Genomic DNA, 26,493 nt, shown 5'->3' on the forward strand with positions numbered 1-26,493 from the left:
ATCACCGCAAAGCGTGTCTCTGCGGTGATTCTTTTTTATGACGGCAGAATGACTTTGCTGCCCTTCCATCCGTAATACGCGATGAAGAGATAGCACAGCACCGGAATAACGAACGCATGATGAATGCCGATGCGGTCGGCCAGAATGCCCTGCAGCTCGGGAATGATCGCCCCGCCCACGATGGCCGTCACCAGCAGTCCCGAGGCTTCGCCCGTCAGCGGCCCCATCTCCGCAATGCCCAGCGTGAAAATGCTCGGGAACATGATGGAGTTGAAGAGGCCCACCAGCAGAATGCTCCAGACCGCAATGTGCCCGAAGGTCAGCATCGAGATCAGCACCAGCACCGTGGCCACGCCTGCGCACAGCGTCAGCAGCGGGCCGGTCTTCACCTTCTGCAGCACACCCGATCCGATAAAGCGCCCGACCATTGCACCGCCCCAGTAGAACGGCACCAGATTCGCCGCCGCCAGCGCGCTCAGCCCGGCAATGTACGACTGATTGAAGTAGTTGATCAGGAAGCTGCCGATCGAGACCTCGGCGCCCACATACAGAAAGATCGCCACCGCGCCCAGCACCACATGCGGATAGCGCCACATGCTGTGACCCTTTTCGCCCGTCTGCGCCGGCCGGTAATCCTTCGTCGTATCCAGCCGCGGAAATTTGTAGAACGCAATCGCCAGCGCCAGCACCACCAGCGCCAGAGTGATCGCGAGATACGGAACCTTCACCGTGGCCGCCTGCTGAATCCGGTAGGCATGCAGCGCCGCCGTGGACATGCCGGTCGTATTCTCGAGCGTCTTCTCCGCGCCCTTCAGGATCAGCCAGCCTCCCAGCGGAGGCCCGATCGTCGTACCCAGAGAGTTGAACGCCTGCGTCAGATTCAGACGGCTCGATGCCGTCTGCGGCGGACCCAGCACCGTCACATAAGGATTCGCGGCCACCTGCAGCGCGGTAATGCCCGCGGCCAGGATGATCAGCGCGGCCAGGAACAGCGGAAACGACGGCGTATTCGCCGCCGGAATGAACAGGATGGCGCCCGCTCCCATCGTCAGCAGCCCCACTACCATCGTCCGCTGGTAGCCGATCCACTCCACCACCTTGCCCGAGGGAATGCCGAATATGGCATACGATGAAAAGAAGGCGAACTGCACCAGCATGACCTTCGTATAGTCCAGATCGAAGATCGCCTTCAGGTGCGGAATCAGAATGTCATTCAGCGAAGTAAGAAAGCCCCACACGAAAAACAGTGTGGTCACCATCGCGAATGCGCTTCGATAGCTGCCGCCTGATCCTGCGGAAACCGTGGCTGTGTTACTGCCGGTGTTTGCTATTGCCATATCTTTGAAAAGGCCCCTGCACTTTGTGCGCTGCAGTGTTCATCTTCGGACACTCGCAGTGTAAGCGTTTCCGTCTGTCGTGCCATTGGTGATGATATCGCGCCAGTTGATGAACCGCCCGTCATCTTTCGCTGCGGGCATGATGGAATGAAAAGAGACGCGAGCTTTGTAACAAAGTGTAACTAACGCAGTTTGAAGCACTTTCCTCTGAAACTTTCACCCTCTGCGCGCGTCTGTGAGGTTAAAGACAATATGTTTTCGCGACACTTTTCCGAGGACACAAAGGCACCCTGTATGACTGCAGCCATACGTATGCATCTTTTCCCTTCAGCGGCTTTGCTCCTGGCGATTCTCGCCGCTCCGTTCTGCGCTGCTCCGGCATTCGCAAAATCTCCCGCGCCCGCCGCAGCCCAGGCCGCCACAGGAACATCCAGTCACGTCATCGGCACGGTTGCATCCATCAGCGGCAACACGCTCACGCTGAATACAGGCAACGGGGCATCCACATCCGTGACCGTGAGCGACAGCACCCGCCTGCTGCGCACCGAGCCTGGCCAGAAGACGCTGGCCGGCGCCGCGAAGATTGCGCTCACCGATCTTGCCGTCGGCGATCGCGTGCTGGTTATGTTCACGCCTTCGTCCGACAGCTCTCCGGCTGCGGCCACGGCCGTCATCGCGATGAAGCAGTCCGACATCGCGCAGAAGCAGCAGGCCGAGCGCGCCGACTGGCAGCGCCGCGGCGTCGGCGGTCTCGTCAAATCGGTGGACTCGACGGCGGGCAGCATCACGCTCATGTCCGGCTCGCGAGTCATCACCGTGAAGGTGGCTCCTGCGACGACGATCCTCCGCTATGCTCCCGACTCGATTCGCTTCACCGATGCGAAGCCCTCCACGCTCGATCAGATTCACGCCGGAGATCAGGTCACCGCACGCGGCGATCACAGCGCGGATGGAGGCGAAGTCACGGCTGAAGAGATCGTCTCCGGCTCGTTCCGCAACATCGCGGGCACCATCGTCTCGATGGACGCGGCCTCCAGTTCACTGACCGTGAAGGACCTGCGCACGAAAAAGCAGGTCGTCATCCACACCACCGCGGATTCACAACTGCATCGCCTTGAGCCCACGATGGCGCAGATGATTGCAGCGCGTCTCCGCAGTGGAGGCGCCTCGCCCGCCGAAGCACCCTCGGGCGCGGCACCCGCACAGCATGCTGCCGGTGGTCCGAATGGACAGGGCCGCGCAGCAGGAGGCGATCTGGCCAGGGTCATTCAGCGTGCCCCGGTCGTTCAGCTCTCCGATTTACATAAAGGCGACGCCATCATGATCGTCGCCACCCAAGGAACACCCGATTCGGCAACGGCTGTCACACTGCTGGCCGGGGTGGAACCCATGCTTGAGGCCTCAGCAAGCGCCAGCCAGAACATGTTCTCCGCCTCGTGGAACCTCGGGGGCGGCTCTGCAGGCGGCGAAGAAGGCACTCCGTAGTACGTCAGCACGTCCGCGGGTACGAACAGACCGAACGCGGCTCTTATCGATTTTGTGGGGAATTGTGAACAAAAAAGTCTTCATACGCTCGTTGTGTCTCTTTGTGGCGCTCCCGTTTCTCTGCGCTGCGTCTCTTCTCGCGCAGAACGGAACCGGACGCCTTCGCGGACAGGTTGCCGATCCCAGCGGCGCCGTCATTCCCAATGCTTCGGTCACTGTGACCTCCGCTGCGGGCAAGGTTGCCGGCACTGCGACCTCCAATGGCGGGGGCGCCTATGAGGTGCGCGGCATCGCGCCCGGCACTTACAACGTCGATGTCACCGCAAGCGGCTTTGCGCCCTTTCACGCCGCCAGTGTCACCATCGCCGCAGGCCAGTCCAAAGATCTGAACGCCGCGCTCGCCATCGAGATGCAGGAGCAGAAGGTGCAGGTCGAGGCCGAGGCCACGCAGGTCGATACCAGTCCGGACAGCAATGCCAGCGCCATCGTCATCAAGGGCAAGGATCTCGATGCTCTCTCCGACGATCCCGACGAGCTGCAGAATGAGCTGCAGGCGCTCGCCGGTCCCGCTGCCGGTCCGAATGGCGGCGAGATCTATATCGACGGATTCACCGGCGGCCAGATGCCGCCCAAATCTTCCATCCGCGAAATTCGCATCAACCAGAATCCCTTCTCGGCCGAATTCGACCGCCTGGGCTACGGGCGCATCGAGATTCTTACCAAGCCGGGAACCGACAAGATGCACGGGCAGATCGAGGCGCGCGGCAACTACTCCGCCTTCAACAGCCAGGACCCGATCCTGCACAATACCTCCGAGCCCGGCTACTACTCCTGGGACTCGCACGCCGATCTCGGTGGCCCGATCACAAAGACCTCGTCGTTCTTCTTCAGCGCCTTCGCACGCAGCACGCTCAACCAGAACATTATCGACGCCATCGATCCCACGACGGTTACTGTCAACACAGACGGCACAGCGGCGACCGCGGCGTCACTCAACGAAGCCTTCGGCAACTCCTCATCGCGCCTCGACATCAACCCGCGAGTCGATATCCAGCTCGGCCAGGCCAACACGCTCACCGTCCGGTATGAGTTTTACCGCGCCGTCACCTCCAATGGCGGAGTCGGCGTGCTGACGCTGCCCTCGCAGGCCACCGACTCCACCAACATGGAGCATCAGCTTCAGATCTCCGACAGCCTGGTGCTCAGCAAAAACCTGGTCGACGACATCCGCTTCCAGTACCGGCACATTCACAGTCAGGAATCGCCTGTCTCGACGCTTCCGTCGGTCTCCATTCAGGGCATCGTCAACTTCGGCGGCAATAACTCGCAGACGGTTAAGGATCAGCAGAACGACTTCGAGCTGCAGGATTACTTCTCCGGAGCGCTGGGCAGCCACTCGCTCAACTTCGGCGCGCGGCTTCGCTCCTACGACGATCTGAACTTCACCAACGGCGGCAGCAACGGCTCTTATACTTACGCGTCTCTTCTGGATTACGCGAACAATACCCCTCAGCAGTACAGCCACACGGTGATCAACAATCCCAATGCCAGCGCCATTCTCTTCGACGCGGCGCTCTTCTATCAGGACGACTGGAAGGTCAGCCCGCGTCTGACCTTCAGCTACGGCCTGCGCTGGGAATCGCAGAACCGTATCCACGACAAGAGCGACTGGGCGCCGCGCTTTGCCGTCGCCTACGCTCTCGGCCGCGCCGCCGATAAAAAGCCCGCGAAGACCGTGCTGCGCGCCGGTTATGGCTGGTTCTATCAGCGCTTCACGGTGCCCAACAGCTTCGGCTCGGCGGCAGGAACTCCCTATGTCGTGCAGGCCATTCACCAGAACGGCATCAACGAGCCGCAGATCATTCAGACCACTGCCGGAACCAAAGCGCCGACCGTCTACTCGATCGATCCGCACTTCCGCGCCGCGAATGACATGGAGGCGGCCATCGGCATCGATCGTCAGATCGCGAAGTCGATCACCGGCAACATCACCTATGTCTACAGCCAGGGCACGCATCAGTACCTGACCAACAACATCAGCGCCGAAAGCCTCTTCCCCACCGACGGCACCTATCCCGGCGCTCCCGTCACCGAACCGCTTGAGAACAATCTTCAGTATCAGTCGGGCGGCTTCTACCGCGAGCACCAGGTGATTCTGTCGCTGACCGCGCGCTATCGCCGCTTCAGCCTCTTCAGCAACTACACGTACAGCAACGCCAAAGGCGATACCAGCGGCGTCACGTATGTGCCGTCCGTGTCCAGCGATCCCGGACTCGACTTCGGACGCACCTCCTTCGACATCCACAACCGTTTCCTGCTCTTTGGAAACTTCACGCTGCCGTGGCAGATCTCAGCATCGCCCTTCATGGTCGCCAACTCCGGCACGCCGTTCAACATCACCACCGGAACCGATCTGACCGGCAACAATCAGTTCAATGCCCGTCCCACCTGGGCGGCAAACTGCGACGAGACCGACTCCAATGTCGTTCAGACACCTTACGGCTGCTTCGATAAGGCGCCTTACGGCACAAATGAGAAGATCATTCCCTTCGGCCTCGGCACCGGACCGGCTAACATCAGCGTCAATATGCGGCTCAGCAAGGTCATCGGTATCGGGCCGCGCGTCGAAGGTGGCCGGGGACCAGGCGGTGGCGGCGGTGGCCGGCGTGGCGGGCCTTCAGGACTGGGCGGCGGATTCAGCGGCAGCCGCGGCGGACCGGGGCGTCTCGATGCGGTCACGCCTCACAAGTACAACCTGACGCTCTCCGCCTTCTCGACCAACATCTTCAACCACACCAACCTCGGAACGCCCAACGGGGTTTTGGGTTCACCATTCTTCAACCAGTCGCAGTCACTGGCATCCGGATTCTTCGCTCCGAGTGCCGGCTCAAACCGCTACCTCGCTCTGCAGGCCTCCTTCAACTTCTGAAGAGGGGCCTGCAGGCCCTTTCAGTGATCGAAGAACAGGCTGTACAGCAGAATGGCGAGCACGATAGCGCTGACGATCACATACAGGTGATCCTTCTCAAACCAGAAGCCGGCGACGCACATCCCCACGCGCGCCACCGGCGTCGCAATCAGAATCAGCAGTCCAAGCTGAATCAGTCCACGCGCGTCGAGCGCCCAGGCCCTGTGAGCAATACCGGAAGGACTCCGCAGCGCCTGGGGCTCGCCGTGAAAGTGCGTATAGTCATTTCGCGGGCCGTGCGACTGCGCCACATAGAGAACGCCGCCGGCCAGCACCACAATCGCCGCCAGAAATACGCCGGTACGCAGCATGCGCGCCACGTAGATCTCGATCCGCAGATCGTCCCAGGCCTTCACAGCTTCCCCGCCATGCTGTTGTAGATCATCTCCACGCCCAGAGCGACGATCACCACTGCAAACACCACGCGCAGCGTGTGCACCCTCGCTTTCACCAGCAGATGCGACCCCGCGAGCGAGCCCGCCAGCACTCCCAGCATCACGGGCATCGCCAGCCCCGGAGAAATGTAACCGCGGCTGAGATAAATTCCGGCGCTCGCCGCCGCCGTCACGCCGATCATGAAGTTGCTGGTCGTTGTCGACACCTTGAACGGCAATCGCATCGCCTGATCCATGGCCAGCACCTTCACCGCGCCCGATCCGATCCCCAGCAGCCCCGACAGCGTTCCCGCCGCAAACATCAGTCCGAATCCCGCGGGCACGCGATGCGCCAGATACTTCTCCGGACCATTCTCGCCCGGAAAACAACCGCTCAGCTTCAGCTTCAGAGCCAGCGCGTCCGGCTTTGCGTCCAGATGATCGTGCCTTGCCCTGAGCGAGCTGTATGCGGAGTAGAGCAGCACCACGCCGAAGAGGATGCCGATCGTATGCGTCGTCACCTTCGCCGTCAGCCATGCGCCCAGCAGCGCTCCCAGCGTGGTTGCGATCTCGAGAAACATGCCGATGCGGATATTCGAGAAGCCTTCGCGCACATAGGCAGCGGCCGCGCCCGACGAAGTGGCGATCACCGAGACCAGCGAGGCTCCGATGGCGTAGCGAATATCGATGTGAAAGAGAATGGTGAGCACCGGCACAATGACCACGCCGCCGCCAAGTCCCGTCAGCGCTCCCAGCAGGCCAGCCAGCAGCGAGCTGAGAAAGATCCATCCGGAAAATGCCATCGTATCCATCGCGCGTTTCTACCAATGTACGATGAGCGGCTGTGCGCGGAGCAACAGGAAAGCGCCTGCGCGTACCCGACCGTACACGCGTGCAGAGGCTTTATGCGCGCTCGACCGCAATCGCAACCGAATCCTGCGGCAGACGAAGCCTTCCCTGATCGAGCGTGACTGCAGCGTCAGACTGCAGCGCCAGATGCGCATGCTGCGGCACCGCAATCTCACTGCCCGCCGGGTTCAGCGTAAACGCCACATGCACTCGTCCATGCTGCAGCACCAGCCACTTCGCCTCTTCGTCAAAGCGCACCTGCACCTCGCTCAGATTGCCGTTGCGAAGCTCCGGCATCGAGCGGCGAAAGGCGATCAGATCGCGGTGCCACTGCAGCAGCTCCGCATGCGGCGGCCGCTCCCGCTCTGCCCACTGCAGCTTCGACCGCTCGAAGGTCGCCTCATCCTGCGGATCGGGGATCTCCTCCGGGCTCCACCCGAATGCGGCAAATTCCTTTTTGCGCCCTTCGGAGACGAGCCGCCCCAGCTCGCGGTCCTCGTGATCGGTGAAGTACTGAAAGGGCGAGGACGCGCCCCACTCCTCGCCCTGAAAAAGCATCGGCACAAACGGCGAAGCCAGCACCAGCGCCGCCGCAATCTTCGCCCGCCCCGCGCTGGTCAGATGTATCAGCCGCTCGCCCTTTGCGCGATTCCCCACCTGATCGTGATTCTGCGCGTATCCCAGAAAGCGCCAGCCCGGAAGCCCCGGCACTGCGCGGCCATGCATCCGGTCGCGATACGGAGAGAACCGTCCGTCGTAAACAAAGACCTCTTTCAGCGACTTCGCCAGATCGGCCATCGATCCGAAATCCGCATAGTAGCCGCTGCGATCGCCGGTCAGCACCGTCACCAGCGCGTGATGAAAGTCGTCGCTCCACTGCGCGTCCATTCCATAACCGTTCTCCTCGCGCGGCGTCACGATGCGCGGATCGTTCAGGTCGCTCTCCGCGATCATCAGACCATGCCTGCCCGTCTCCGCTTCCAGTGCGTGCGCTTCGCTCGCAATCTGTTCCATAAAGCGAATCGCCGACCGGTCGAGATACGCATGCACCGCATCGAGGCGCAGTCCGTCGAAGTGATACTCTCCGAGCCACATCCGCGCGTTGTCGCAGAAGAACCGCCGCACCTCGTGGCTGCCGCGATCCTCCAGATTTACTGCGTCTCCCCACGGCGTATGGTGCGCGCTCGTAAAGTACGGACCAAATTTGCCGAGGTAATTTCCGGAAGGCCCCAGATGGTTGTAGACCACGTCCAGCACAACGGCCAGCCCTTGTGCATGACAGGCATCCACCAGCCGCTTCAGTGCCTCCGGTCCGCCGTACGGCTCATGCGGAGCAAACAGGTCCACTCCGTCGTAGCCCCATCCATGCTTTCCCGGAAACGAGGCCACCGGCATCAGCTCGACATGCGTGACGCCCAGCTCTTTCAGATATCCAAGCCGCTCACGCGCCGCATCGAAGGTTCCCTCCGGCGTAAAGGTGCCGATGTGCAGCTCGTAAAACACCGCATCCTGCAGCGCCGGAGCCTGCCATCCGTCATCGGTCCAGCGAAAGGCCGCGTGATCCGGAATCCGCGAAGCGCCATGCACGCCATACGGCTGCCACGGTGAGCGCGGATCGGGCAGCGCCAGATCCTCTTCGTCGAGAAAGTATGCGTAATCGCTGCCTGGTCCCGCATCGTTCACGCTGGCTTCCCACCAGCCCCCCGGCAGCGGAGCCAGCGCATGTTTCGCGCCCTCGACCTTCACTTCGACAGTCTTCGCCTTTGGCGCCCAAAGCAGAAATCGGTGCATGCAGCATCCTTACGTTACGTTGTGGTTCAGCGCTCCGGCCCGGCATCGGCTGTCGAAGGCACAGGCTCACCGGCTCCCTGAGCATGGCTGCGATGCGAGCGCTTCTGCACGCGCTCGCTGCCTTCGAGATCGAAGGCCGCATTCACCAGGGAAATGTGCGAAAAGGCCTGCGGAAAATTGCCCACCTGCCGCTTCAGATTCACATCGTACTCTTCGGCCAGCAGGCCCACGTCGTTGCGCAGCGTGAGCAGGCGCCTGAACAGCGCGCGCGCATCGTCTTCCCGTCCAATGCCCTTCAGCGCGCTCACCATCCAGAAGCTGCACGCCAGAAAGACTCCCTCGCCCGGCGGCAGACCGTCCTCCACCTGCGTCGAGTCATAGCGCAGCACAAAGCCATCCCGCGTCAGATGGCGCTCGACAGCCTCTACCGTGCCGCGCACCCGCGAATCGCTCCACGGCAGAAAGCCGACCATCGGCATCAGCAGCAGAGACGCATCCAGATCGCTCGAACCATAAGACCGCATAAAGCTGTTGCTTTTCGCGTCAAATGCCTTCGCGCAGATCTCCGCATGGATCGCGTCCCGCACCGTCTTCCACTTTTCAACCGGAGCGTTCTCCTGGTTCAGCTTCTCCGCCAGCATCACCGCGCGGTCAAAGGCGACCCACGCCATCACCTTCGAATACGTGAACTGCTGCGGACCGCCGCGCGTCTCCCAGATGCCTTCGTCCGGCTGCTGCCAGATATCGGCCAGGTGCTCGACCAGTCCCTGCAGCGCCGGAAAATCCTTCGCGCAGCGCCGCCGCATGCCGTGCTGCGAGTGGAAAAACGCGTCGAGAACCTCGCCGTAAATATCGAGCTGCGTCTGCAGCGAGGCGCCATTCCCCACCCGCACCGGCGCCGAGCTCTCATACCCCGGCAGCCAGCTCACCTCCCACTCCGGCAACTGGCGGTTGCCCGAGATACTGTACATAATCTGCACCTGGTCCGGACTTCCGGCCAGCGCCCGCAGCAGCCACTCCTGCCACGCCGTCGCCTCTTCGTAAAAGCCCGCATTCATCAGCGCCAGCAGCGTAAAGGTTGTGTCGCGCAGCCAGCAGTAGCGGTAATCCCAGTTACGCCTGCCGCCCAGGCACTCCGGCAGCGACGTCGTCACCGCCGCGACCACGCCGCCCGTCGGCCGGTAGGTCAGCGCCTTCAGCGTGATCAGCGAGCGCTCAATCGCATCCGAGCACTCGCCGTCCAGCCAGGCTCGCGAGATCCACTTATTCCAGAAGCGCTCCGTATCGCGCAGCGCCTCTTCCACATCGATTGGTTTTGGATCGGGCCTGTGCGAGGCCCCGTAGGTCAGCGTGAACCACTCCCGGTCTCCCGGCCCGACGGTAAACTCCGCCACCGTCGTCAGGTCTTCTCCGTGGGTCTCGACCGAGCCATGCAGAACCGTCAGCGCCGGTCCCGCCACGGCGCGTATTCCGTCCTCGATGCGCGTCACCCAGGGCAGAATGTGGCCGTAATCGAAGCGCAGCGCCAGCTCCATGCGCATCGGCACCTGCCCGCGCACGCCTTCGACGATACGCACCAGATCGGAGTTGATGCCCCGGATCGGCATAAAATCGATCAGCCTGACCGCGCCCTGATCGCTCTCGAAGGTGGTTTCGAGAATCAGCGTGTGATCGACGTATCTGCGCGTCGTCGTCCACTCGCCTTCTGTCGGTGAGATCTTCCAGTAGCCGTTCTCTTCCGACCCCAGCAGTGCGGCGAAACATGCGTCCGAGGCAAAGTCCGGCCAGCAGAGCCAGTCGACCGATCCATTCCGGCCCACCAGCGCCGCAGTCTCGCAATCTCCAATGACAGCGTAATCTTCTATCTTCTGCGCCATTCTTCGAGCAGCTCCGCGCTCTCCAGCCATTCAGGATAACTTCTTCCCATTGGATGCACAGATTCGCCACAGAACTGCTCGCGGCCATCGAAGAGAGCGCAGGCTCCCGGTTCCGAAGCCTGATTCCGGAGCCGGATTCCTGTCTGAAATTCCGGCTCCGGACGCGACCCCGCAGGGCCGTTATGAGCCCGTTGCTGCGATCAGTTCTTTGCCACAGCCGGAGCCGGAGCCGGAGCCGCAGCCGATGCCGTGGCCGTGGTTGCGACAACGGCTGGTTTACCGTTCAGAATCGCAATCGCCTGCTCGACCACCGGAGCCAGCTTCTTAAAGTCGCTGATCAGCGTCAGAAACTCCGAATACACCCTGGAATCGGCGGGAAAGTTAAGCCCGTCCGCGCTGACCGCGCTCTCCGATGCTGAAATCAGCGCCTCCACATCGGCCATCACCGTCGAAAGCCCCGCGACAAAAGGGGCCTCCAGCGGCTTCTCCGCCTTCAGAATCGTCTCGATCTTCGTTGCAAGATCGACCACGCCCTTCACCGCATCGGCAACCCACTTCCCCACATCGGCGATGCCCACTCCCAGCTTCACGAAAATGTTGCTCATAGCTATCCTTTGCATGCTTTCGGATCAGAAGCCGCCTCACCTCTCCGGAAAATAAAAAAGGCCCGCCAGGGGCGGACCTTTTGTGAGGCTGCTTCTTTCCCTCTATTTTAGTGAGCCGCGCAAAACTGCATGCCAGTTTTCACCGGCGCTGATCGCATGTAAAAACAATCAGTTACCGGGCAGGATCAGCTTCGGGACACTTGACAGAGAAAACGCGGGCCGTCAGTCGCCTGCCGTGATCTTCTCCGTCGCGCGCGACATCGTCGCCGTCCGCTCCAGCTTGTCCCAGTTGAACGGCCTGCCGTCGATGGCCCGCTTCAGCGTCTTGAACAGCACGATCGAAAAGAGCTGACGATAGCTGAATCGCTGCAGCCAGATGTGGAAGAGCAGCCATCCGTCGCCCTTGCTGGCCGGATGACGCCGCTCCAGGCTGAAGGCCAGCGCCGACGTCAGGAAATCGATGACCAGAAACGCGAGGAAGTAGGTCAGCAGCTTCTCGAAGCTCGCCGCGCTCGCCGTCTGCGGATGGAAGTGCCGGTCCGCCAGGTAATGAATCAGCCCGGCAACGAACATCAGGTCGATAAACGGTGAGACCAGCGGCAGCAGAATCTGGAAGATCACGATATTCGGCAGCGCGAACAGTCCCATCGCGCGGTTCGTGCGGAAGGCGTGCTTGTGCTTGAAGACCGCCTGCAGCGTGCCGAAGGACCAGCGGAAGCGCTGCCGCATCAGCCCGCGCGCATTCACCGGAGCCTCGGTGAACGCCAGAGCCTTGTCCTCGTAGATCACCTTGTACTCCTGCTCCAGCAGGTTCATCGTCAGATCGGCATCCTCGGCGACCGTATTCACCGGATACATCCCGCCCCGCATCACCGGCGCCGTGCGCCATGCGCCGATCGCTCCCGGCACCACCGTCACCACGTTGAACAGGTCCAGCGCGCGCCGCTCGAAGTTCTGGCTCGTGATGTACTCGAGCGCCTGCCAGCGCGTCCACAGGTTCACGCGGTTGCCCACCTTCGCATTGCCCGCCACCGCGCCCACGCGCGGATCGGCAAAGTGGCAGACCAGCTTCGAGATCGCATCCTGCGCGATCACCGTATCGGCGTCGATGCCGACATATATCTCCTCATCCAGCTGCTGCAGCGCAAAATTCAGCGCCTCGGCCTTGCCCGCGTTGGGCTTGGTCATCACCGTCAGCCGGCCTTCGGCAATCTCCTTCGGATACGCCGCGCGCGCCGTCTCGCAGGTGTTGTCCTTCGAGCCGTCGTCGACAACAATCACGCGGATATTCGCGTAATCGGATCGCAGCACCGAGCGGATCGTCCGCACAATCACCGTCTCTTCGTTGTAGGCCGGAATGATCACGGCCACGCGCGGCTCATAGACTCCCGGAGGAACGCGGCGCTTTCTGATGCGGTCGATCAGCGCAAAGATCCCCACCAGAATCAGCCGGGCGCTCATCAGCACGTCGCCCAGGAAAAAGACATCCACCACAAAGTGCCCGAAGAAGGCGAAGAGGAAGAAGGCCACCGCGTCGATGCGCGCCTGCCACCGCATGCGCGGCGCAATCGGCGGCATCACCTCCGCCGTGGTCTTGCCCATCAGCGCGGAGACGGGCACAAAGGTATATCCCCGGCTGCGCAGCGTGGTAATCAGCATGGGCAGCGCGGCCACCGTGGCCGCGCGGTCGCCGCCGCCGTCGTGCATCAGAATGATGCTGCCCCGCTTCCACGAAGCGGTCTTCATGTCGGCGAGCTGCTGCAGAACGCTGTCGGTGATCTCCTGCGGCGTCTTGCGCGGATGCTCGTTCCAGTCATCGGTGTCGATCTTGTTGCCGATGATGGTGTAGCCCATCTGCTGAATGCGATAGGCCGGCGCCGCTTCCTCGGTCGTCTCCGGCTCTTCGTCGATATCGTAAGGCGGCCGGAAGTAAAGCGGCTGCACGCCCAGCTCCGCCGCAAACAGCCGCTCCGTCCAGTTCAGCTCCAGCTCAAGCTGCCGCGGCGAGACCTCGCTGATGTCCGGATGCGTGAAGGTGTGGTTGCCGATCTCATGGCCTTCACGAACGTAGCGCTTCAGCAGGCCGATATTGTCCTGCGCCTGCTCGCCGATCACCATGAACGCGCCCTTGACGTTGTACTGCTTCAGAATGTCGAGGATCTTCGGTGTCCACTTCGGATCGGGCCCGTCGTCAAAGCTCAGCGCCACTTCGTTCGGATGGTACCCGTACTGCTGCACCGTATAGGAGTGCGGGAGCTGGTCCATGCTCTCATCGGTGATGGTGTCGTTATCCGCATCCATCTCGATGCTGCGCCGCCCGCTTTGCGGCAGCTCGGTGATGCGCAGAATATCGCCCTCGCCCTCCGCATCCACGTCATGGCCAGGCGGAACAATCTTCAGCAGATTCGGCGCGTCCTTCGCGCCGGGATGATCCCACACCGACCACAGCGAGCCGTCTTCCTCGCCCAGCCGCCACAGCGCAAAGGTTCTCAGCCCAAGCTGCCGCCCGGCGCGCATCTCATTCAGGCCCGTCACGCCATCCAGAAACCACACCTGATGGCGCACGTGCGCGTCCTCGTCGTCGTAGGCAAAGTGCGGATTCAGCGTATCGCCTTCGAGGTGAACATCCGCGCCGGCATCGGAGGCCCGCTGCCACGCCTCCTGCACCGTCAGGTCCTCCACATCCAGCACTTTGTCTGAGGGCTTCTTTCCCTTCTCCGGCAGCGGCACCGACCAGTCGAACCCATAGTTGCCGAGGCCGCAGATCAGCTTCGACTTCGGCACCACCTTCAGCACGTGAGCCAGGTTCGCCTCAAACCAGGGCTCGCTCGCAATCGGCCCCGGATCGCTCTCCTCCTCGTGCTCGTCATAGTTCATCAGGATGATGCCATCGCTGCCCGCCGCCATATCGTGCAGCAGCGCATCGTCGGCGCTCACCTGCACGTTCACGTAAATGCGCAGGTTCTTCGCGTGGAGGTCGCGATGCAGCTCGGCGATCCAGTCGGTGTAGAGCTTCTCATCCTTATCCGGAACCTGCTCGAAATCGAGGCAGATGCCGTGATACCCAGGATTGGCCGAGAGAAACTTATCCAGCTCCACGTGCAGGCGCTCGCGCGCGGCCGGATTCTCCAGCATCTTTCCGATGGTCTCGCCATTCCACTTGCCGGCAATCGCGTTGAAGTCGTTCAGCATGGGAAAGACTTCCGTGTCTTCCTTCGCCGCTTCAATCGCGTGGCGTACTTTGTTGTCCGGGTCCACTCCATGCACGCCCGCCGCGTCCACAACGCTGTACATATGCACGGGGAACAACGGCGTCGCCGATACCAGCTCTCCATCGGTCGAGATCACATGGAGCCAGTCCGGAAAGAGCATATCGATCTGGTGAATATGCGCCTTGAGCGCCGAATAGCTGGGCGGATCGTTCACGTAGAACGCCGCGCGCAGCCCTTCGTCCTGGTTCAGCGTCAGCTCCGAGGCTCTGCGGTGGGTTCTGCGCCGCGCTGTCCGCGCCGCCGCTCTCTTCAGATCGTTCTGCTGCGCCGTCCGCAGCGCCCGGTAATTGCGTTTCTGCGCGGGCAGCAGCAGCTCAGGCAGCGTCTGCCGCGAGATCACGCTGAAAAAGAAGACCACCAGCACAATCGTCAGCAGCGCCGCCGAGACGTCGATAATGCGCCGGAGCCGTTTCCAGCGTTTGCGCTGCGGATCGTAAAAAATCTGTTTCATCATTACCGGGATTCGTCCGAATCAAAAAAGCAGGATGACGGGAAATATCCAAAACAGATTTCCGCTTTCCTTAAATCCTACGCCATTCCGCGCTCTTCTCTGCATGACCGTGGTGCCCTTGTTACGCGCCTGTATCATTCATCTCAATGTCCGCCGCGCTCTCTCGTAAAGGATGCCTCGTACTGCTCGCGCTGGCCTGCGGCGCCGCGCTGCGCCTCTGGTTTATCCACGCTTACCCCGAGGTACAGGGCGATCCGCTCCTCTACGGCGACATCGCAAAGAACTGGATGCTCCACGGCATCTATGGCCTCTCCGGCGGCTCCGGCATTCATCCCACGCTCATCCGCCTGCCCGGATATCCACTCTTCCTCGTCCTCTGCTTCCGCCTCTTCGGCATCGAGCATTACCACGCCGTGATGTACACGCAGGCCGTCATGGATCTGTCCACCTGCCTGCTCATCGCCGCATTCGCAAAGCGCGTCTGGAATACTTCAGCCGCCTGGTGGGCTCTCTGGCTCGCCGCGCTCTGTCCCTTTACCGCGAACTACGCCGCCATCCCTCTCACCGAAACGCCCGAGCTCTTCTTCACCGCGCTCGCCTTCTACTCCCTCGCGCGATATCTCGCCTTTCCCCGCCGCCGCTGGCTTTTGCTCCAGGCTCTTGCGTGGAGCGGCGCCGCGCTGCTCCGTCCCGACGGCGCTCTTCTGGCCCTCACTCTCTGCCCGGCACTCATCTGGTACGGCCGCCGCCGGTGGGGAACAGCACGCATGCTGAAGACGGCGCTCTTCTGCGGCCTGCTCTCCGTGCTGCCCTTCGTGCCCTGGACGCTCCGCAACCGGCATACCTTTCACGTCTTCCAGCCGCTCGCGCCCCGCTATGCCGTCGATCCCGGCGAGAGCGCCGACCCCGGCTTCAATCGCTGGACCAAAACCGTCTGCGTCGACTTCGCCTGCACCTGGGACGTGTACTGGAACGCCGGCAACGACGTGATCGACCTTCACGCTCTGCCCTTGCGCGCCTTTGATTCGCCGCAGCAGTACGCCGAGACCGCACACCTTCTGGACGCCTATAACGCAACCCTCACGCTCACCCCGCAGCTCGATGCGCGCTTCGCCGCGCTGGCCGCCGAGCGCGTCCGCGTCCATCCCTTCCGCTGCTTTGTCGCGCTGCCGCTCGCACGCCTCGCCGATATGTGGCTGCGGCCACGCACCGAGTTCCTCTGGATCGAGCTTCGCTGGTGGCAGTTTCAGCGCCACAAAGGAGAAACAGCGTTCAGCGCTGCCTACGCGGCGCTGAATCTCTTCTTCCTCGCCGCGGCCATCGCCGGTCTGCGCAAACACCCGCGGCTCGGCGGCGCGATGATCGCCTTCTGCCTGCTGCGCTCCGCGCTGCTGCTCACGCTCGAAGCACCGGAGCCGCGCTATACCCTCGAATGCTTTCCCGTGCTGCTGGTGCTCGCCGCCGTCGCCTTCGCGCGAGGCACGCCGGACTCTACTTCCGCACCTTCACCGTCCCCGGCGCCGCATGCAGCGTAAAGACACTCGACGACACCGAAGTGTTGTACCGGATATTGCTGTACGTCACCGTGCGCGTGTCGCCTGAGGGCGCGTAGAAGACCTGCTTCAGCGAAATCGAGCGGGACGGGTCGATCCACACCGTGATGTGGCTGAAGTTGTTCCGCACACTGTCCTGCTTCGAGACCAGATCGAGCTTCGCCGTCTGAACGCCGTCAATCGCTTCCATCCCCTGCAGCGTCACATTCCAGGAGGCGGTAAGGTCCCTGCCGCTTCCGCCGAAACCCAATGTCAGAAAGCTCTCGTACTGCTGCCGGTTGGCGCCCGCGGAAAAGATCGTCTCCTGTTTAATGCTCGCCTGGTAGTAATCCAGCTCGCCGTCCTTATAGAGCAGCTGCCGCTCCGACGGCTGATCGTTATCGCTGACGATGTGTACCGCCATCTCCACGGCGTTGCCGTTCCGGCGGAAGGCCGTCGTTCCCTTCTGCATCTCGTGCGACTGCACGACGGCCGTGTACTGATCGGCGGAAAAATCCGCGGTGGCGCTGCGGAACTTCTGCGCCGCTCCGTCCATTTCACTCAGGACCTTCTGCAGATCCGCGCTCTGCGCGTTGAGCGAAGCCAGCGGCATAGCAAGGAAACACAACAGCAAAAGCGAGCTGAACCTCATTCGTATCTTCATCATTCTCAGCAGATCACCTGTCTTTCATCACTTGTCACACTTGGATGCGCCTTCCCGGCGCAATGGTCTTCCCCGACCACCGTTATCCTGCGATTCCGCGCCCTGTCGCATTCTCGCAGATACCGCGCGCGCGGAGTTTTAAGGTTTGCGCAGCTTTCCTTCCACGCCGGACTCGGCGTCCTGGCTGCGCGCACTTCCGCTCTCGCGATACAGCGTCAGAATGAACGTATCGGTCATGCCGGCAATGTAATCGCCGATCACCCGGGGCGCGCCGTCGTCCGCGATCTGGCTCTGATAGCTCACCGGCAGCAGCGACGGATCAGCCATCCACATCTCGAAGAGCCCCGTCACGGCCTGTGCGGCCTCTTTGTGAGCCGCCCGCAGATCGTCGCTCAGGTAGAGATTCTCATACAGATACCGCTTGGCTTCGAGCCGCAGATCCTCCATCTCCGGAGAAAACCCGGCCAGCCGCTGCGCAGCATTCCGTATGCCGCCGAGATCGCGGATGCCACCCTCTTCCACGCGCCACGCCGTCTCCGAGATCAGGTCGCCGGCCAGCGCGTTCAGCATGCGCTTCAGCGCCTCGTAAAACAGCAGCTTCGGCGTGCCTCCCGGATGACTCGCTTCGAGCGGCGCATAATACCGCTCAAAGAGCGTCACCTCCCGCCGGATATCCCTGAGCTCCAGAATCTCCGCCTCCAGCCCGTCATCGAGATCCGCCGTCAGATACGCAATCTCATCCGCCAGGTCGATCAGCTGCGCTTCGAGCGGCGGACGCCGGTCCAGCAGCAGCCCTTTCAGCTCCGGATGGTCGGCCTCCGTGTAATCCCGCGAATGCTTGACGATCCCCTCGCGCACGCCCAGCGTCAGATTCAGCCCGCGAAAGGCCAGATAGCGCAGCTCGAAGTGATCCACGATGCGCAGCGCGTGCAGATTGTGATCGAAGCGCAGGCCATGCCGCCGCAGAACCTCGTCCAGCGCCCGCTCGCCTGCATGCCCGAAGGGCGGATGCCCGATGTCATGCACCAGCGCCAGCGCCTCCGTCAGGTCTTCGTTCAGCCCCAGCGTGCGCGCGATCGTCCGCGCAATCTGCGCCACTTCCATCGTGTGCGTCAGGCGGCTACGGAAGTGATCGGAACAGCGATGCGTAAAGACCTGGGTCTTGCCCGCCAGACGACGAAAAGCCCGCGCATGAATGATGCGTCCGCGGTCGCGCTCGAAAGGGCTGCGGTAGGGATGAGCAGCTTCCTCGAACTGCCGCCCGGCCAGCGCGCCTTCATCGGAAACGGCGCAGGCCGCAGGCAGCGGCGAGCCATGCGGACGATCGGCGTGCGCCATCGGTCAGCGGCCGCCTCTCACCGGCGTCTGTCCTGCTGTCCGCTGCAGAGATTGCATCATGTGCGAGAACTGCTCCCGGCTGTCCGGTCAGTTAGGCCGTGTAGCCACCGTCGTGCTGCCGGCTTCCTTCGCCAGACGAACGCGGGCGCTGTCCAGCTTCTTCTGCACCCGGCCCACATCGCCCGGGTCCATATCGGCTGAGACGGTATGGGCATATTCGTTCAGCGAAAGCTCCCACTGCGCCGCCGCCAGCTTCAGCCGTCCCGTCTTCTCGTACACTTCGCCCAGATGATCGTGCACGGTCGGGTCCATCGAGTCGCGCTCGCTGGCCCTGCGCAGGTTGTTCTCCGCCTGCGTGTACTGGCCCATCTTGTAATAGGCCCAGCCCAGCGAGTCGAGATAGGCGTAATTCAGCGGATCAAGCTGCACCGCCTTCTGAATCATGCCCAGCGCCTCGTTCAGCCGCGTGCCGTGATCGGCCAGCATATACCCCAGATAATTCAGGGTCATCGTGTTGCCCGGATCGATGGCCAGCACCTTGCGGAACTGCACCTCGGCCTCGTCGTACCGCTTCTGCCGCTCCAGCAGCGCGCCGCGCAGAAAGTACACCGTCAGCTTATCGTCCTGCTTCGTCGAAAGCTTCTCGGCCGCATCCAGAGACTCTTCTCCGTCCTTCCACCGGCGCAGGCGGGTGTACATCTGCGCCAGCGCCAGATCCACATCGCGATTGTCGGAAGTGTTCTTCAGCTGCGCCTTCGCCAGCGCCAGACCTTCGTCGGCATGGTCGGTATCGGCAAGCTGCATCGCCAGCATAAGCTGAATCGACGAATCCTTCGGCAGCTTCTCCGCCGCGGTGCGCGCCACATCGGCGGCCTTGTCGTACTCATGCGCATCGCGCAGCGCATCCACTTCCGACTGCCACGCCCGCTCGGCGTAATCATCGCCCAGCGCGGTCATCTTCTGATACGTGGCCACCGCCAGGTCCGTCTTTCCCTGCTCCCGGTACACATTGGCCAGCCGGTCCAGGAAGAGATAGCGATTGTTCTTCTCGCTGCTCGAATACTGTCCGCTCGGATGATCCGAGCTCTCCGCCAGCTTCTCCAGATCCTGCGCCGCCCCGTCGAAGTCGCCGACCGCATCCTTCAGCAGCCCTTCGTCATAGTCGATCTCGAGTGAATCCGGCGCGATCGTCTTCGCCTTGCGGATCGCACCCAGCGCCTGCTCGAACTTGCCCTGATGCCGGTAGATATCCGACAGGTGCAGCAGCGCGCGGGCATCGCCCGGATCGCCCTCTGCAATGTCCTTGTAAGCCGCCAGCGCCTGATCGTACTGGTTGTCGCTCAGCAGCGCATCGGCCAGCTTGCGCTCCACGTCCAGATTGTCCGGCTCGAGTCCCAGCGCCTTGCGGTATGCGGTGATCGCGTTCTTCGTGTCCTTTTCCTGGTCGTAGCTCTGCCCCAGCAGAAACTCCGTCCGCGACGTCTGATCGTCGTCCGGCAGCGAGTTCAGCACGCTGATGGCGTGCTTCGTGTCTCCCTGATCCAGGCTGAGCTGCGCAATCGTCAGCACCGTCTCTTCCGAATCCGGATCGATCTTTCGCGCCGCCTGAAACTGCTCTTCCGCCTTCGCCGAATCGTGAGCCGCCGCATACAGCCTGCCCAGCAGCAAACGGTCTTCGGCATTGTTCGGCTCCAGCTGCGTGATCTTCAGGTATTCGCCGATCGCCAGCTGCAGCATCTGCGCCGAAGGCTCCTGCTGCCCGTCGCCGAGCGACCGCAGATAGATATTCGCCAGCAGCTTGTGCGCATCCAGATCCGACGGATCTTTTTTAATCTGGTCCTGCGCCGCCAGGATCGCATCCTTGATGCGTCCGGTGCGGAAATAAAGCTCCGCCAGATGGCTGTTCAGATATTTCGACGAAGGATCGGCATCGAGCGCCAGCTTGTACTCTTCAATGGCGCGGTTCGCATACTCCGGCCGCCCGTAGGTGGTGGCCATCTCTTCGTATTCATGCGCCAGCATGTAGTGGTAATAGCCGGAAGAGCGTGTGTCCGCCGCTGTTTCCGCTCCCGCAGTCTTCGCGGCCGGGGTGGCCGCGGTCGCTGTATCCCGGTTCTCCGGCTTTGTGGATTGGCCGTACACACTGGCAGCCAGAGCGAATGTTGCAATCGTGCAGAGGGAGAAACGGTAAAACCTGCGGCTCATGTCGATGGGAGAAGTGCTCTCCCGACCCTTCCTGCCTGAAGACAAAAAACCACTCAGGATGCTCCTGTCAGGCGCGATGGAGACACCCTCTGTATCGTAAGACGATTGTAACCCGGTCCCGGCTGCACAAACCCCGGCGGCAGGTGTAAGGTTTTCTGTCACAGCGAAATAGTGCCAGGCGTCGGCCTCTCCGTGTAAGATTCTGGCCGGGCGTTAAATCGCTTTAATAACCTCACACATTCAGGGGGCCGATCCTGTGAATCCATGGTGGAGCAGCAGTCATTCTCTCAGAAAGCGCCTGGGACAGGGCGCTGTCAGCCTGTTGACGGCATCACTTCTGTTCGGCGGCGCAGCCGCCAGCGCGCAGAAGTCCGAATCCGTCTGGCGCGATCCCTCGCAACCCATCGAAAAACGCGTCGACGCGCTCGTCTCGCAGATGACGCTCGAGGAAAAAGCCGCGCAGATGAATAATGACGCGCCCGGCATTCCCCGCCTCGGCGTTCCCGAGTATGACTACTGGAGCGAAGGCCTCCACGGCATCGCCCGTTCGGGCTACTCCACCCTCTTTCCCCAGGCCATCGGCCTGGCCGCCACCTGGGATGCGCCGCTGCTCCACGACGACGCCGGCATCATCGCTCTCGAGGCGCGCGCGAAGTACAACCAGGCCATCCGCGACGACATTCACAGCATCTTCTTCGGCCTCACCATCTGGTCGCCCAACATCAACATCTTCCGCGATCCGCGCTGGGGCCGCGGGCAGGAGACCTACGGCGAAGATCCGTTTCTGACCAGCCGGATGGGCATCGCCTTCGCCACCGGCCTCCAGGGCAACGACCCGAAGTACTTTCTGACCATCGCCACGCCCAAACACTTCGCCGTGCACAGCGGGCCTGAGTCCGACCGTCACCGCTTCAACGTCAACGTCTCCCCGCACGATCTCGAGGACACCTACACCCCGGCCTTCCGCGCGCTCATCACCGAGGGCCACACCGACTCCATCATGTGCGCCTACAACGCCATCGACGGCGTGCCGGCCTGCGCCAGCGACATGCTGCTCAAGGATCATCTGCGCGACGCGTGGAAGTTCCAGGGCTTCGTCACCTCCGACTGCGGCGCCGTCACCGACTTCTTCTCGAAGACCGGCCACCACTACTCGCCTGACGTTGCCCACGCCAGCGCCGCCGCCGTAAAGGCCGGAACCGACACCGCCTGCGGCACCGAATTCAGCGGCCTTCCCCAGGCCGTCCGCGAGGGCCTCATCACCGAGCCCGAGGTCGACGTCTCGCTGAAGCGTCTCTTCGTCGCCCGCATGCGCCTCGGCCTCTTCGATCCGCCCTCGATGGTGCATTATGCGCAGATTCCCTTCACCGAAAACAACACGCCCATGCACCGCGAGCTCTCGCTGAAGACGGCCGAAGAATCCATCGTGCTGCTGAAGAACGACGGCGTCCTGCCGCTCAAGCCATCCATCCATCGCGTCGCCGTGATCGGCCCCAACGCCGCGTCGCTGGCCGCGATCGAAGGCAACTACAACGCCATCCCCTCGAATCCGGTTCTGCCCGTCGACGGCATCGAGGAAGCTCTGCGCGGCAAAGCCACCGTCACCTATCAGCAGGGCTCGTCTTATGTGCAGGGCATGGTCGTGCCCGTTCCCCGCACCGTGCTTCGCCCCGCCGAGTCCTCAAAGCAGGAAGGCCTGAAGGGCGAATACTTCTCCAACCCGCAGTTCTCCGGCTCGCCCGCTCTGACCCGCGTCGACAAGCAGGTCGACTTCGACTGGAACGCGGCCAGCCCGCTCCAGGGCAGCAACCACACCGACTTCCTTTACAAAGACTTCAGCGTTCGCTGGACCGGATTCATCTCCGCTCCCGCGCCCGGCAAATACCACTTCTCCGTCCGCCAGGGCCAGTGCCATGCCTGCAAGGAGCACGACTCCTACTCCATCTGGCTCGACGGCAAGCAGGTCTACACCAACTCCACGCAGAACACCAATAACTGGCATGAGCACCCCGCAACCGACTTCGTCCTCGATCTCACCAGCACCGGTCCGCATGCCCTGCGCATCGAGTATGCCCACCACGACGGCCTCTTCGGCGCCGGCATCACCTTCGAGTGGCAGCCGCCCGCCGGCGTTCTCCGCGCCGAAGCCGTAAAGGCGGCGCAGAGCTCCGACCTGGTGCTGGCCTTCGTCGGCCTCTCTCCCAACCTCGAAGGCGAGGAGATGAAGGTCGATCTCGACGGCTTCATCGGCGGCGACCGCACCAACATCGATCTGCCCCAGGAACAGAAGGACCTGCTCGAAGCCCTGGCCCAGACCGGCAAGCCCGTCGTCGTTGTGCTCATGAGCGGCAGCGCCGTAGCCATGACCTGGTCGAAGGAGCACGCCGCGGCTCTGATCGAAGCCTGGTACCCCGGCGAAGCCGGAGGCGAGGCCATCGCCGACGTGCTCACCGGCCGCTACAACCCCGCCGGGCGCCTGCCGATCACCTTCTACGCATCTGACAGCCAGCTGCCGCCCTTCACCGATTACTCGATGAAGAACCGCACCTACCGTTACTTCACCGGAGAGCCGCTCTACGGCTTCGGATACGGCCTTAGCTATACGAAGTTCGCCTACTCCGGACTAAAGCTCTCCACCACTTCGCTCGAAGCCGGCAAAGCGCTTACCGCCGAGGTCACCGTCACCAATAAAGGCGGCAGCGCCGGAGACGAAGTCGCCGAGCTCTACCTCATCCCGCCGCAGAGCAGCCCCATGCCTCTGCGCTCCCTCGAGGGCTTCCGCCGCGTGCATCTCGCGCCCGGCGCCAGCACCACCGTGAAGTTCGATCTCTCGCCGCGCCAGCTCAGCGAGGTCGACAGCGATGGCAAGCGCGCCGTCCGCGCAGGCAGCTACCAGGTCTACGCCGGCGGCAGCCAGCCCGAAGAAGGCGAAGGCGTCTCACAGAAACTCACCATCACCGGTGAATCCAGCCTGCCGGAATAAACAGGCAGCACTCCGCAGGAAAACAAAAGGCCTCTCTTCGGAGAGGCCTTTTGCTCAGGCTACGATTTTTTCAGCAGCGGATTCCTCCACCTCAGTCCGGCAAAGCGCGCAAAATCCCGATCCAGAGAACAAAGCTCTGCGTCACGCTCGATCGCCATCGCGGCCAGATGGGCATCCGTGGTCAGATTGCCGCCTGTGCCTGAGTCCTCCAGCAGCTTCCGCAGCAGCGTGAAATGTTTTGGCCCCGGATGCACGACTGAAGCCGCAGGCTGTTCCAGCCAGCTCTCCATCAGCTCAAACGCGGTTTTCACCGGCAATGGCTTCGTAAAAAGTCCCTGCCGGGTCGTGAGGCGAAGAAAGGCCAGCAACACCACCCAGGCAAATCCAACCTCTTCCCCGCTGGACAAGGTCTTCTCCAGCCACTCGCGAATGACCCTGTGCTCCGGCGCGTCCTCGTTGACCGCGTAAATCAGCAGATTGACATCAACCAGGATCATTTGCGCAGCGCCATCTTCCGGACCAGATCTTCGTCCTCCAGAGCAGCCGCCGTACTCAGGGCTTTCTCCCATCGAAAGTGCTGCTCGGCGCCCAGCGAGACCGTTTTCTGCCGGAAAGGCTGCCGGTGGGCATGGGCAACTTCCTTCAGACCGGTCCGGATCGCTTCATTCACGGCCTCTTTGAAAGAAACATTCCGTTCCTGAACCGTCCGGCGCAGCAAATCGGCAACATCGGCATCGAGGGTGATGGTTGTCCTCATGAAAGCATCATAGCATCACTAATGATGATGCGATGATGACTATACCGACTTGCCGGAAAATGCTGGCATACACTCATACTTTCCACCAACGAACAATCTGATGGTCGGTACCGGACAAAAAGCGGAAAACGTCGGCAGGAACCTCGACCCATCGATCTGCGATTCTCTTCAGGAACTGGCCGGTGATATCTCTGCGGAGCAGCGTATCGCTGAACTCCGCAGTCTTTCCGGCACAGGGGATTCAGACAACTGGCACTTTGACAGAAGCGAGCTTTACAAACGCTTATAGCTTTGCCGCAAATGTTCCTGCTCCGCAGCTTTTGCACCGCAGGCGCCTTTGCCCGTGCGGCCAGCACTGCGCCGCAGGCGCGTCCGCCAGTCCCGGCAAGCTCAGTGGCGGAAGTGCCGCATGCCCGTAAAGACCATCGCAATCCCCAGCTTGTCCGCCGCGGCAATCACGTCCGCGTCGCGCACCGACCCGCCTGGCTGGATCACCGCCGTCGCGCCTGCCTCGGCCACGACTTCCAGTCCATCCGGGAACGGGAAGAACGCGTCCGACGCCGCCACGCAGCCCCTGAGCGGCAGCACCGCCTTCATCGCGCCGAACTTCGCCGCATCCACGCGGCTCGTCTGCCCCGCGCCCGCGCTCAGCATCTGTCCGTTGCGCAATCCGCCCCGCGCATAGACGATCGCGTTCGATTTCACGTGCTTGCACACGCGCCAGGCAAACAGCATCGCCGCCAGCTCGTCTTCGGTCGGCGTCCGCTGCGTGACCGCCTTCAGCTCGGCCAGCGTCACGCGTCCCCGGTCCGCATCCTGCAGCAGCAGCCCGCCCGAGACCTGTTTGATCACCCGCGCCGTCCGCGCCGGCTTCACCTCCACCAGGCGCAGGTTCTTCTTCGCGCCGAACCGCGCCAGCGCTTCTGCTGAGAACGAAGGAGCCGCAATCGCCTCCACAAACAGCTTCGCAATCTCTTCCGCCGCCGCGCCGTCCACCTCGCGATTGATGCCGATCACGCCGCCGAAGGCCGACACCGGATCGGCCTCGAGCGCCTTCGCATAGGCCTCTGCCAGCGTCGCGCCCGTCGCCGCGCCGCAGGGATTCGTATGCTTGATGATGGCCACACCCGGCTCGTCGAACTCCTGCACCAGCTCCCAGCAGGCATCCAGATCCACCAGGTTGTTGTAGCTCAGCTCCTTGCCCTGCAGCTGCTTCGCTCCGGCAATGCCCGCGCCGCTGCCATCCACATACAGCGCCGCCCGCTGGTGGGGATTCTCCCCGTACCGCAGCGCCTGTCCCAGCGGATAGACGATCCGCAGCGCCTTCGGAAACTCCGCCTCGGCCGGCCCGGCAAAGACCACGGGGGCTTCCGCCTCGTCGCTCGTGATCTTTTCAAGGGCATTGGCGATGGCCGTGTCGTAGGCCGCCGTCGTGGCAAAGGCCTGCTTCGCCAGCCGCCAGCGCGTCTCGCGGCTCAGCGCTCCGCCATGCGCCGCCATCTCCTCCGCCAGCGCCGGATAATCCCCCGCCGCGGTCACAATCGCCACATCGTCGAAGTTCTTCGCCGCCGACCGCACCATCGACGGTCCGCCGATGTCGATGTTCTCGATCACATCCGCGAAGGTCGCCCCCGGCCGCGCCGCCGTCTGCTCAAAGGCGTACAGATTCACCACGACCATATCGATCGGCTCGATGCTGTGTTCGGCCACCTGCGCCCGGTGCTCTGCATTGCCCCGGATATGCAGAATCCCGCCGTGCACCTTCGGATGCAGCGTCTTCACCCGGCCGTCCAGCATCTCCGGAAAGCCCGTCAGGTCGGAGATATCCCGCACCGCCAGCCCCGCCTCGCGCAGCGTCCGCGCCGTGCCCCCGGTCGAGACCAGCTCCACCCCATGGCCCGCCAGCTGCCCCGCAAACTCGACCAGCCCGCTCTTGTCCGTCACGCTCAGCAGTGCTCTGCGCACAATTTTGTTGCCGCTCAAATCGTTTCTCCCGTCTCAATCG

Annotated in this window: 18 protein-coding genes; 5 read left to right on the top strand and 13 right to left on the bottom strand. The window is 62.5% G+C overall.

Annotation, left to right across the window (positions count from 1 at the left end):
• Positions 1-35: 35 nt before the first annotated feature.
• Entirely contained in the window at positions 36-1,337 is a 1,302-nt protein-coding gene (locus tag D0Y96_RS17710) for a sugar MFS transporter (RefSeq protein WP_117302545.1), read from the bottom strand.
• Between the two features lie 312 nt (positions 1,338-1,649).
• Between D0Y96_RS17710 and D0Y96_RS17715 the strand changes: the two genes are divergently transcribed.
• Together D0Y96_RS17715 and D0Y96_RS17720 are read left to right on the top strand one after the other, a co-directional pair.
• Positions 1,650-2,822, top strand: coding sequence for a DUF5666 domain-containing protein (locus D0Y96_RS17715; RefSeq protein ID WP_147325116.1), 1,173 nt, complete (start codon positions 1,650-1,652; stop codon positions 2,820-2,822).
• Positions 2,823-2,886: 64 nt separating this feature from the next.
• Entirely contained in the window at positions 2,887-5,751 is a 2,865-nt protein-coding gene (locus D0Y96_RS17720) for a TonB-dependent receptor (protein ID WP_147325117.1), read from the top strand.
• A 20-nt stretch (positions 5,752-5,771) separates the two neighbouring features.
• Here D0Y96_RS17720 and D0Y96_RS17725 read toward each other — a convergent pair whose 3' ends face one another.
• From D0Y96_RS17725 to D0Y96_RS17750, 6 genes are all read right to left on the bottom strand, one after another.
• Entirely contained in the window at positions 5,772-6,146 is a 375-nt protein-coding gene (locus D0Y96_RS17725) for a DUF1634 domain-containing protein (protein WP_350449113.1), read from the bottom strand.
• Positions 6,143-6,976, bottom strand: coding sequence for a sulfite exporter TauE/SafE family protein (locus D0Y96_RS17730; protein WP_117302551.1), 834 nt, complete (start codon positions 6,974-6,976; stop codon positions 6,143-6,145). Before D0Y96_RS17730 ends, D0Y96_RS17725 begins: the two co-directional genes overlap by 4 nt.
• A gap of 91 nt (positions 6,977-7,067) precedes the next feature.
• A complete protein-coding gene (gene treZ, locus D0Y96_RS17735) occupies positions 7,068-8,804 on the bottom strand; it encodes a malto-oligosyltrehalose trehalohydrolase (RefSeq protein ID WP_117302553.1) in 1,737 nt (578 codons plus the stop codon).
• A gap of 26 nt (positions 8,805-8,830) precedes the next feature.
• Positions 8,831-10,681, bottom strand: a complete 1,851-nt coding sequence (locus D0Y96_RS17740; protein ID WP_117302555.1) for a glycoside hydrolase family 15 protein — start codon at positions 10,679-10,681, stop codon at positions 8,831-8,833.
• Positions 10,682-10,881: 200 nt separating this feature from the next.
• Positions 10,882-11,286, bottom strand: a complete 405-nt coding sequence (locus D0Y96_RS17745; protein ID WP_117302557.1) for a hypothetical protein — start codon at positions 11,284-11,286, stop codon at positions 10,882-10,884.
• Between the two features lie 222 nt (positions 11,287-11,508).
• Positions 11,509-15,012, bottom strand: coding sequence for a polysaccharide deacetylase family protein (locus tag D0Y96_RS17750; RefSeq protein ID WP_117302559.1), 3,504 nt, complete (start codon positions 15,010-15,012; stop codon positions 11,509-11,511).
• A gap of 143 nt (positions 15,013-15,155) precedes the next feature.
• On the opposite strand from D0Y96_RS17750, the gene D0Y96_RS17755 reads away from it, so the two are divergent.
• Entirely contained in the window at positions 15,156-16,544 is a 1,389-nt protein-coding gene (locus D0Y96_RS17755; RefSeq protein WP_117302561.1) for a glycosyltransferase family 39 protein, read from the top strand.
• Here D0Y96_RS17755 and D0Y96_RS17760 read toward each other — a convergent pair.
• The 3 genes from D0Y96_RS17760 to D0Y96_RS17770 form a co-directional block, all read right to left on the bottom strand.
• Positions 16,501-17,193 carry a LolA family protein gene (locus tag D0Y96_RS17760; RefSeq protein ID WP_252263898.1) on the bottom strand — a complete coding sequence of 231 codons (693 nt, stop codon included), beginning with the start codon at positions 17,191-17,193 and terminating at the stop codon, positions 16,501-16,503. The genes D0Y96_RS17755 and D0Y96_RS17760 overlap by 44 nt on opposite strands.
• 150 nt (positions 17,194-17,343) lie before the next feature.
• A complete protein-coding gene (gene dgt, locus D0Y96_RS17765; protein ID WP_117302563.1) occupies positions 17,344-18,543 on the bottom strand; it encodes a dGTP triphosphohydrolase in 1,200 nt (399 codons plus the stop codon).
• A gap of 87 nt (positions 18,544-18,630) precedes the next feature.
• Positions 18,631-20,748 (bottom strand): tetratricopeptide repeat protein, encoded by a 2,118-nt coding sequence (locus tag D0Y96_RS17770; protein WP_117302565.1) that lies wholly within the window; start codon positions 20,746-20,748, stop codon positions 18,631-18,633.
• Positions 20,749-21,070: 322 nt separating this feature from the next.
• On the opposite strand from D0Y96_RS17770, the gene D0Y96_RS17775 reads away from it, so the two are divergent.
• The gene (locus D0Y96_RS17775; RefSeq protein WP_252263899.1) at positions 21,071-23,731 is read left to right on the top strand and encodes a glycoside hydrolase family 3 C-terminal domain-containing protein; all 2,661 of its coding nucleotides are present in this window, start codon (positions 21,071-21,073) and stop codon (positions 23,729-23,731) included.
• A gap of 59 nt (positions 23,732-23,790) precedes the next feature.
• Here the strand turns inward: D0Y96_RS17775 and D0Y96_RS17780 are convergent, their stop codons facing one another.
• A complete protein-coding gene (locus D0Y96_RS17780; RefSeq protein WP_117302568.1) occupies positions 23,791-24,228 on the bottom strand; it encodes a type II toxin-antitoxin system VapC family toxin in 438 nt (145 codons plus the stop codon).
• Complete coding sequence (locus D0Y96_RS17785) at positions 24,225-24,488, bottom strand: antitoxin (protein WP_117302570.1); 264 nt, start codon at positions 24,486-24,488, stop codon at positions 24,225-24,227. The genes D0Y96_RS17780 and D0Y96_RS17785 overlap by 4 nt, the downstream gene beginning before the upstream one ends.
• A gap of 100 nt (positions 24,489-24,588) precedes the next feature.
• On the opposite strand from D0Y96_RS17785, the gene D0Y96_RS17790 reads away from it, so the two are divergent.
• Positions 24,589-24,777, top strand: a complete 189-nt coding sequence (locus tag D0Y96_RS17790) for a hypothetical protein (protein WP_147325118.1) — start codon at positions 24,589-24,591, stop codon at positions 24,775-24,777.
• 101 nt (positions 24,778-24,878) lie between these two features.
• Here D0Y96_RS17790 and purH read toward each other — a convergent pair whose 3' ends face one another.
• Complete coding sequence (gene purH, locus D0Y96_RS17795; protein WP_117302574.1) at positions 24,879-26,471, bottom strand: bifunctional phosphoribosylaminoimidazolecarboxamide formyltransferase/IMP cyclohydrolase; 1,593 nt, start codon at positions 26,469-26,471, stop codon at positions 24,879-24,881.
• Between the last annotated feature and the right edge of the window lie 22 nt (positions 26,472-26,493).

Source organism: Paracidobacterium acidisoli (assembly GCF_003428625.2).
GTDB classification, from domain to species: Bacteria; Acidobacteriota; Terriglobia; order Terriglobales; family Acidobacteriaceae; genus Paracidobacterium; species Paracidobacterium acidisoli.

What these genes read in the sequence shown, in the direction of transcription:
- D0Y96_RS17780 (WP_117302568.1), bottom strand. Translation starts at nt 24,228, where the DNA reads ATGATCCTGGTTGATGTCAATCTGCTGATTTACGCGGTCAACGAGGAC.
- D0Y96_RS17715 (WP_147325116.1), top strand. Translation starts at nt 1,650, where the DNA reads ATGCATCTTTTCCCTTCAGCGGCTTTGCTCCTGGCGATTCTCGCCGCT.
- dgt (WP_117302563.1), bottom strand. Translation starts at nt 18,543, where the DNA reads ATGGCGCACGCCGATCGTCCGCATGGCTCGCCGCTGCCTGCGGCCTGC.
- D0Y96_RS17710 (WP_117302545.1), bottom strand. Translation starts at nt 1,337, where the DNA reads ATGGCAATAGCAAACACCGGCAGTAACACAGCCACGGTTTCCGCAGGA.
- D0Y96_RS17730 (WP_117302551.1), bottom strand. Translation starts at nt 6,976, where the DNA reads ATGGATACGATGGCATTTTCCGGATGGATCTTTCTCAGCTCGCTGCTG.
- D0Y96_RS17745 (WP_117302557.1), bottom strand. Translation starts at nt 11,286, where the DNA reads ATGAGCAACATTTTCGTGAAGCTGGGAGTGGGCATCGCCGATGTGGGG.
- D0Y96_RS17750 (WP_117302559.1), bottom strand. Translation starts at nt 15,012, where the DNA reads ATGATGAAACAGATTTTTTACGATCCGCAGCGCAAACGCTGGAAACGG.
- treZ (WP_117302553.1), bottom strand. Translation starts at nt 8,804, where the DNA reads ATGCACCGATTTCTGCTTTGGGCGCCAAAGGCGAAGACTGTCGAAGTG.
- D0Y96_RS17785 (WP_117302570.1), bottom strand. Translation starts at nt 24,488, where the DNA reads ATGAGGACAACCATCACCCTCGATGCCGATGTTGCCGATTTGCTGCGC.
- D0Y96_RS17740 (WP_117302555.1), bottom strand. Translation starts at nt 10,681, where the DNA reads ATGGCGCAGAAGATAGAAGATTACGCTGTCATTGGAGATTGCGAGACT.
- D0Y96_RS17770 (WP_117302565.1), bottom strand. Translation starts at nt 20,748, where the DNA reads ATGAGCCGCAGGTTTTACCGTTTCTCCCTCTGCACGATTGCAACATTC.
- D0Y96_RS17790 (WP_147325118.1), top strand. Translation starts at nt 24,589, where the DNA reads ATGGTCGGTACCGGACAAAAAGCGGAAAACGTCGGCAGGAACCTCGAC.
- D0Y96_RS17755 (WP_117302561.1), top strand. Translation starts at nt 15,156, where the DNA reads ATGTCCGCCGCGCTCTCTCGTAAAGGATGCCTCGTACTGCTCGCGCTG.
- D0Y96_RS17760 (WP_252263898.1), bottom strand. Translation starts at nt 17,193, where the DNA reads ATGAGGTTCAGCTCGCTTTTGCTGTTGTGTTTCCTTGCTATGCCGCTG.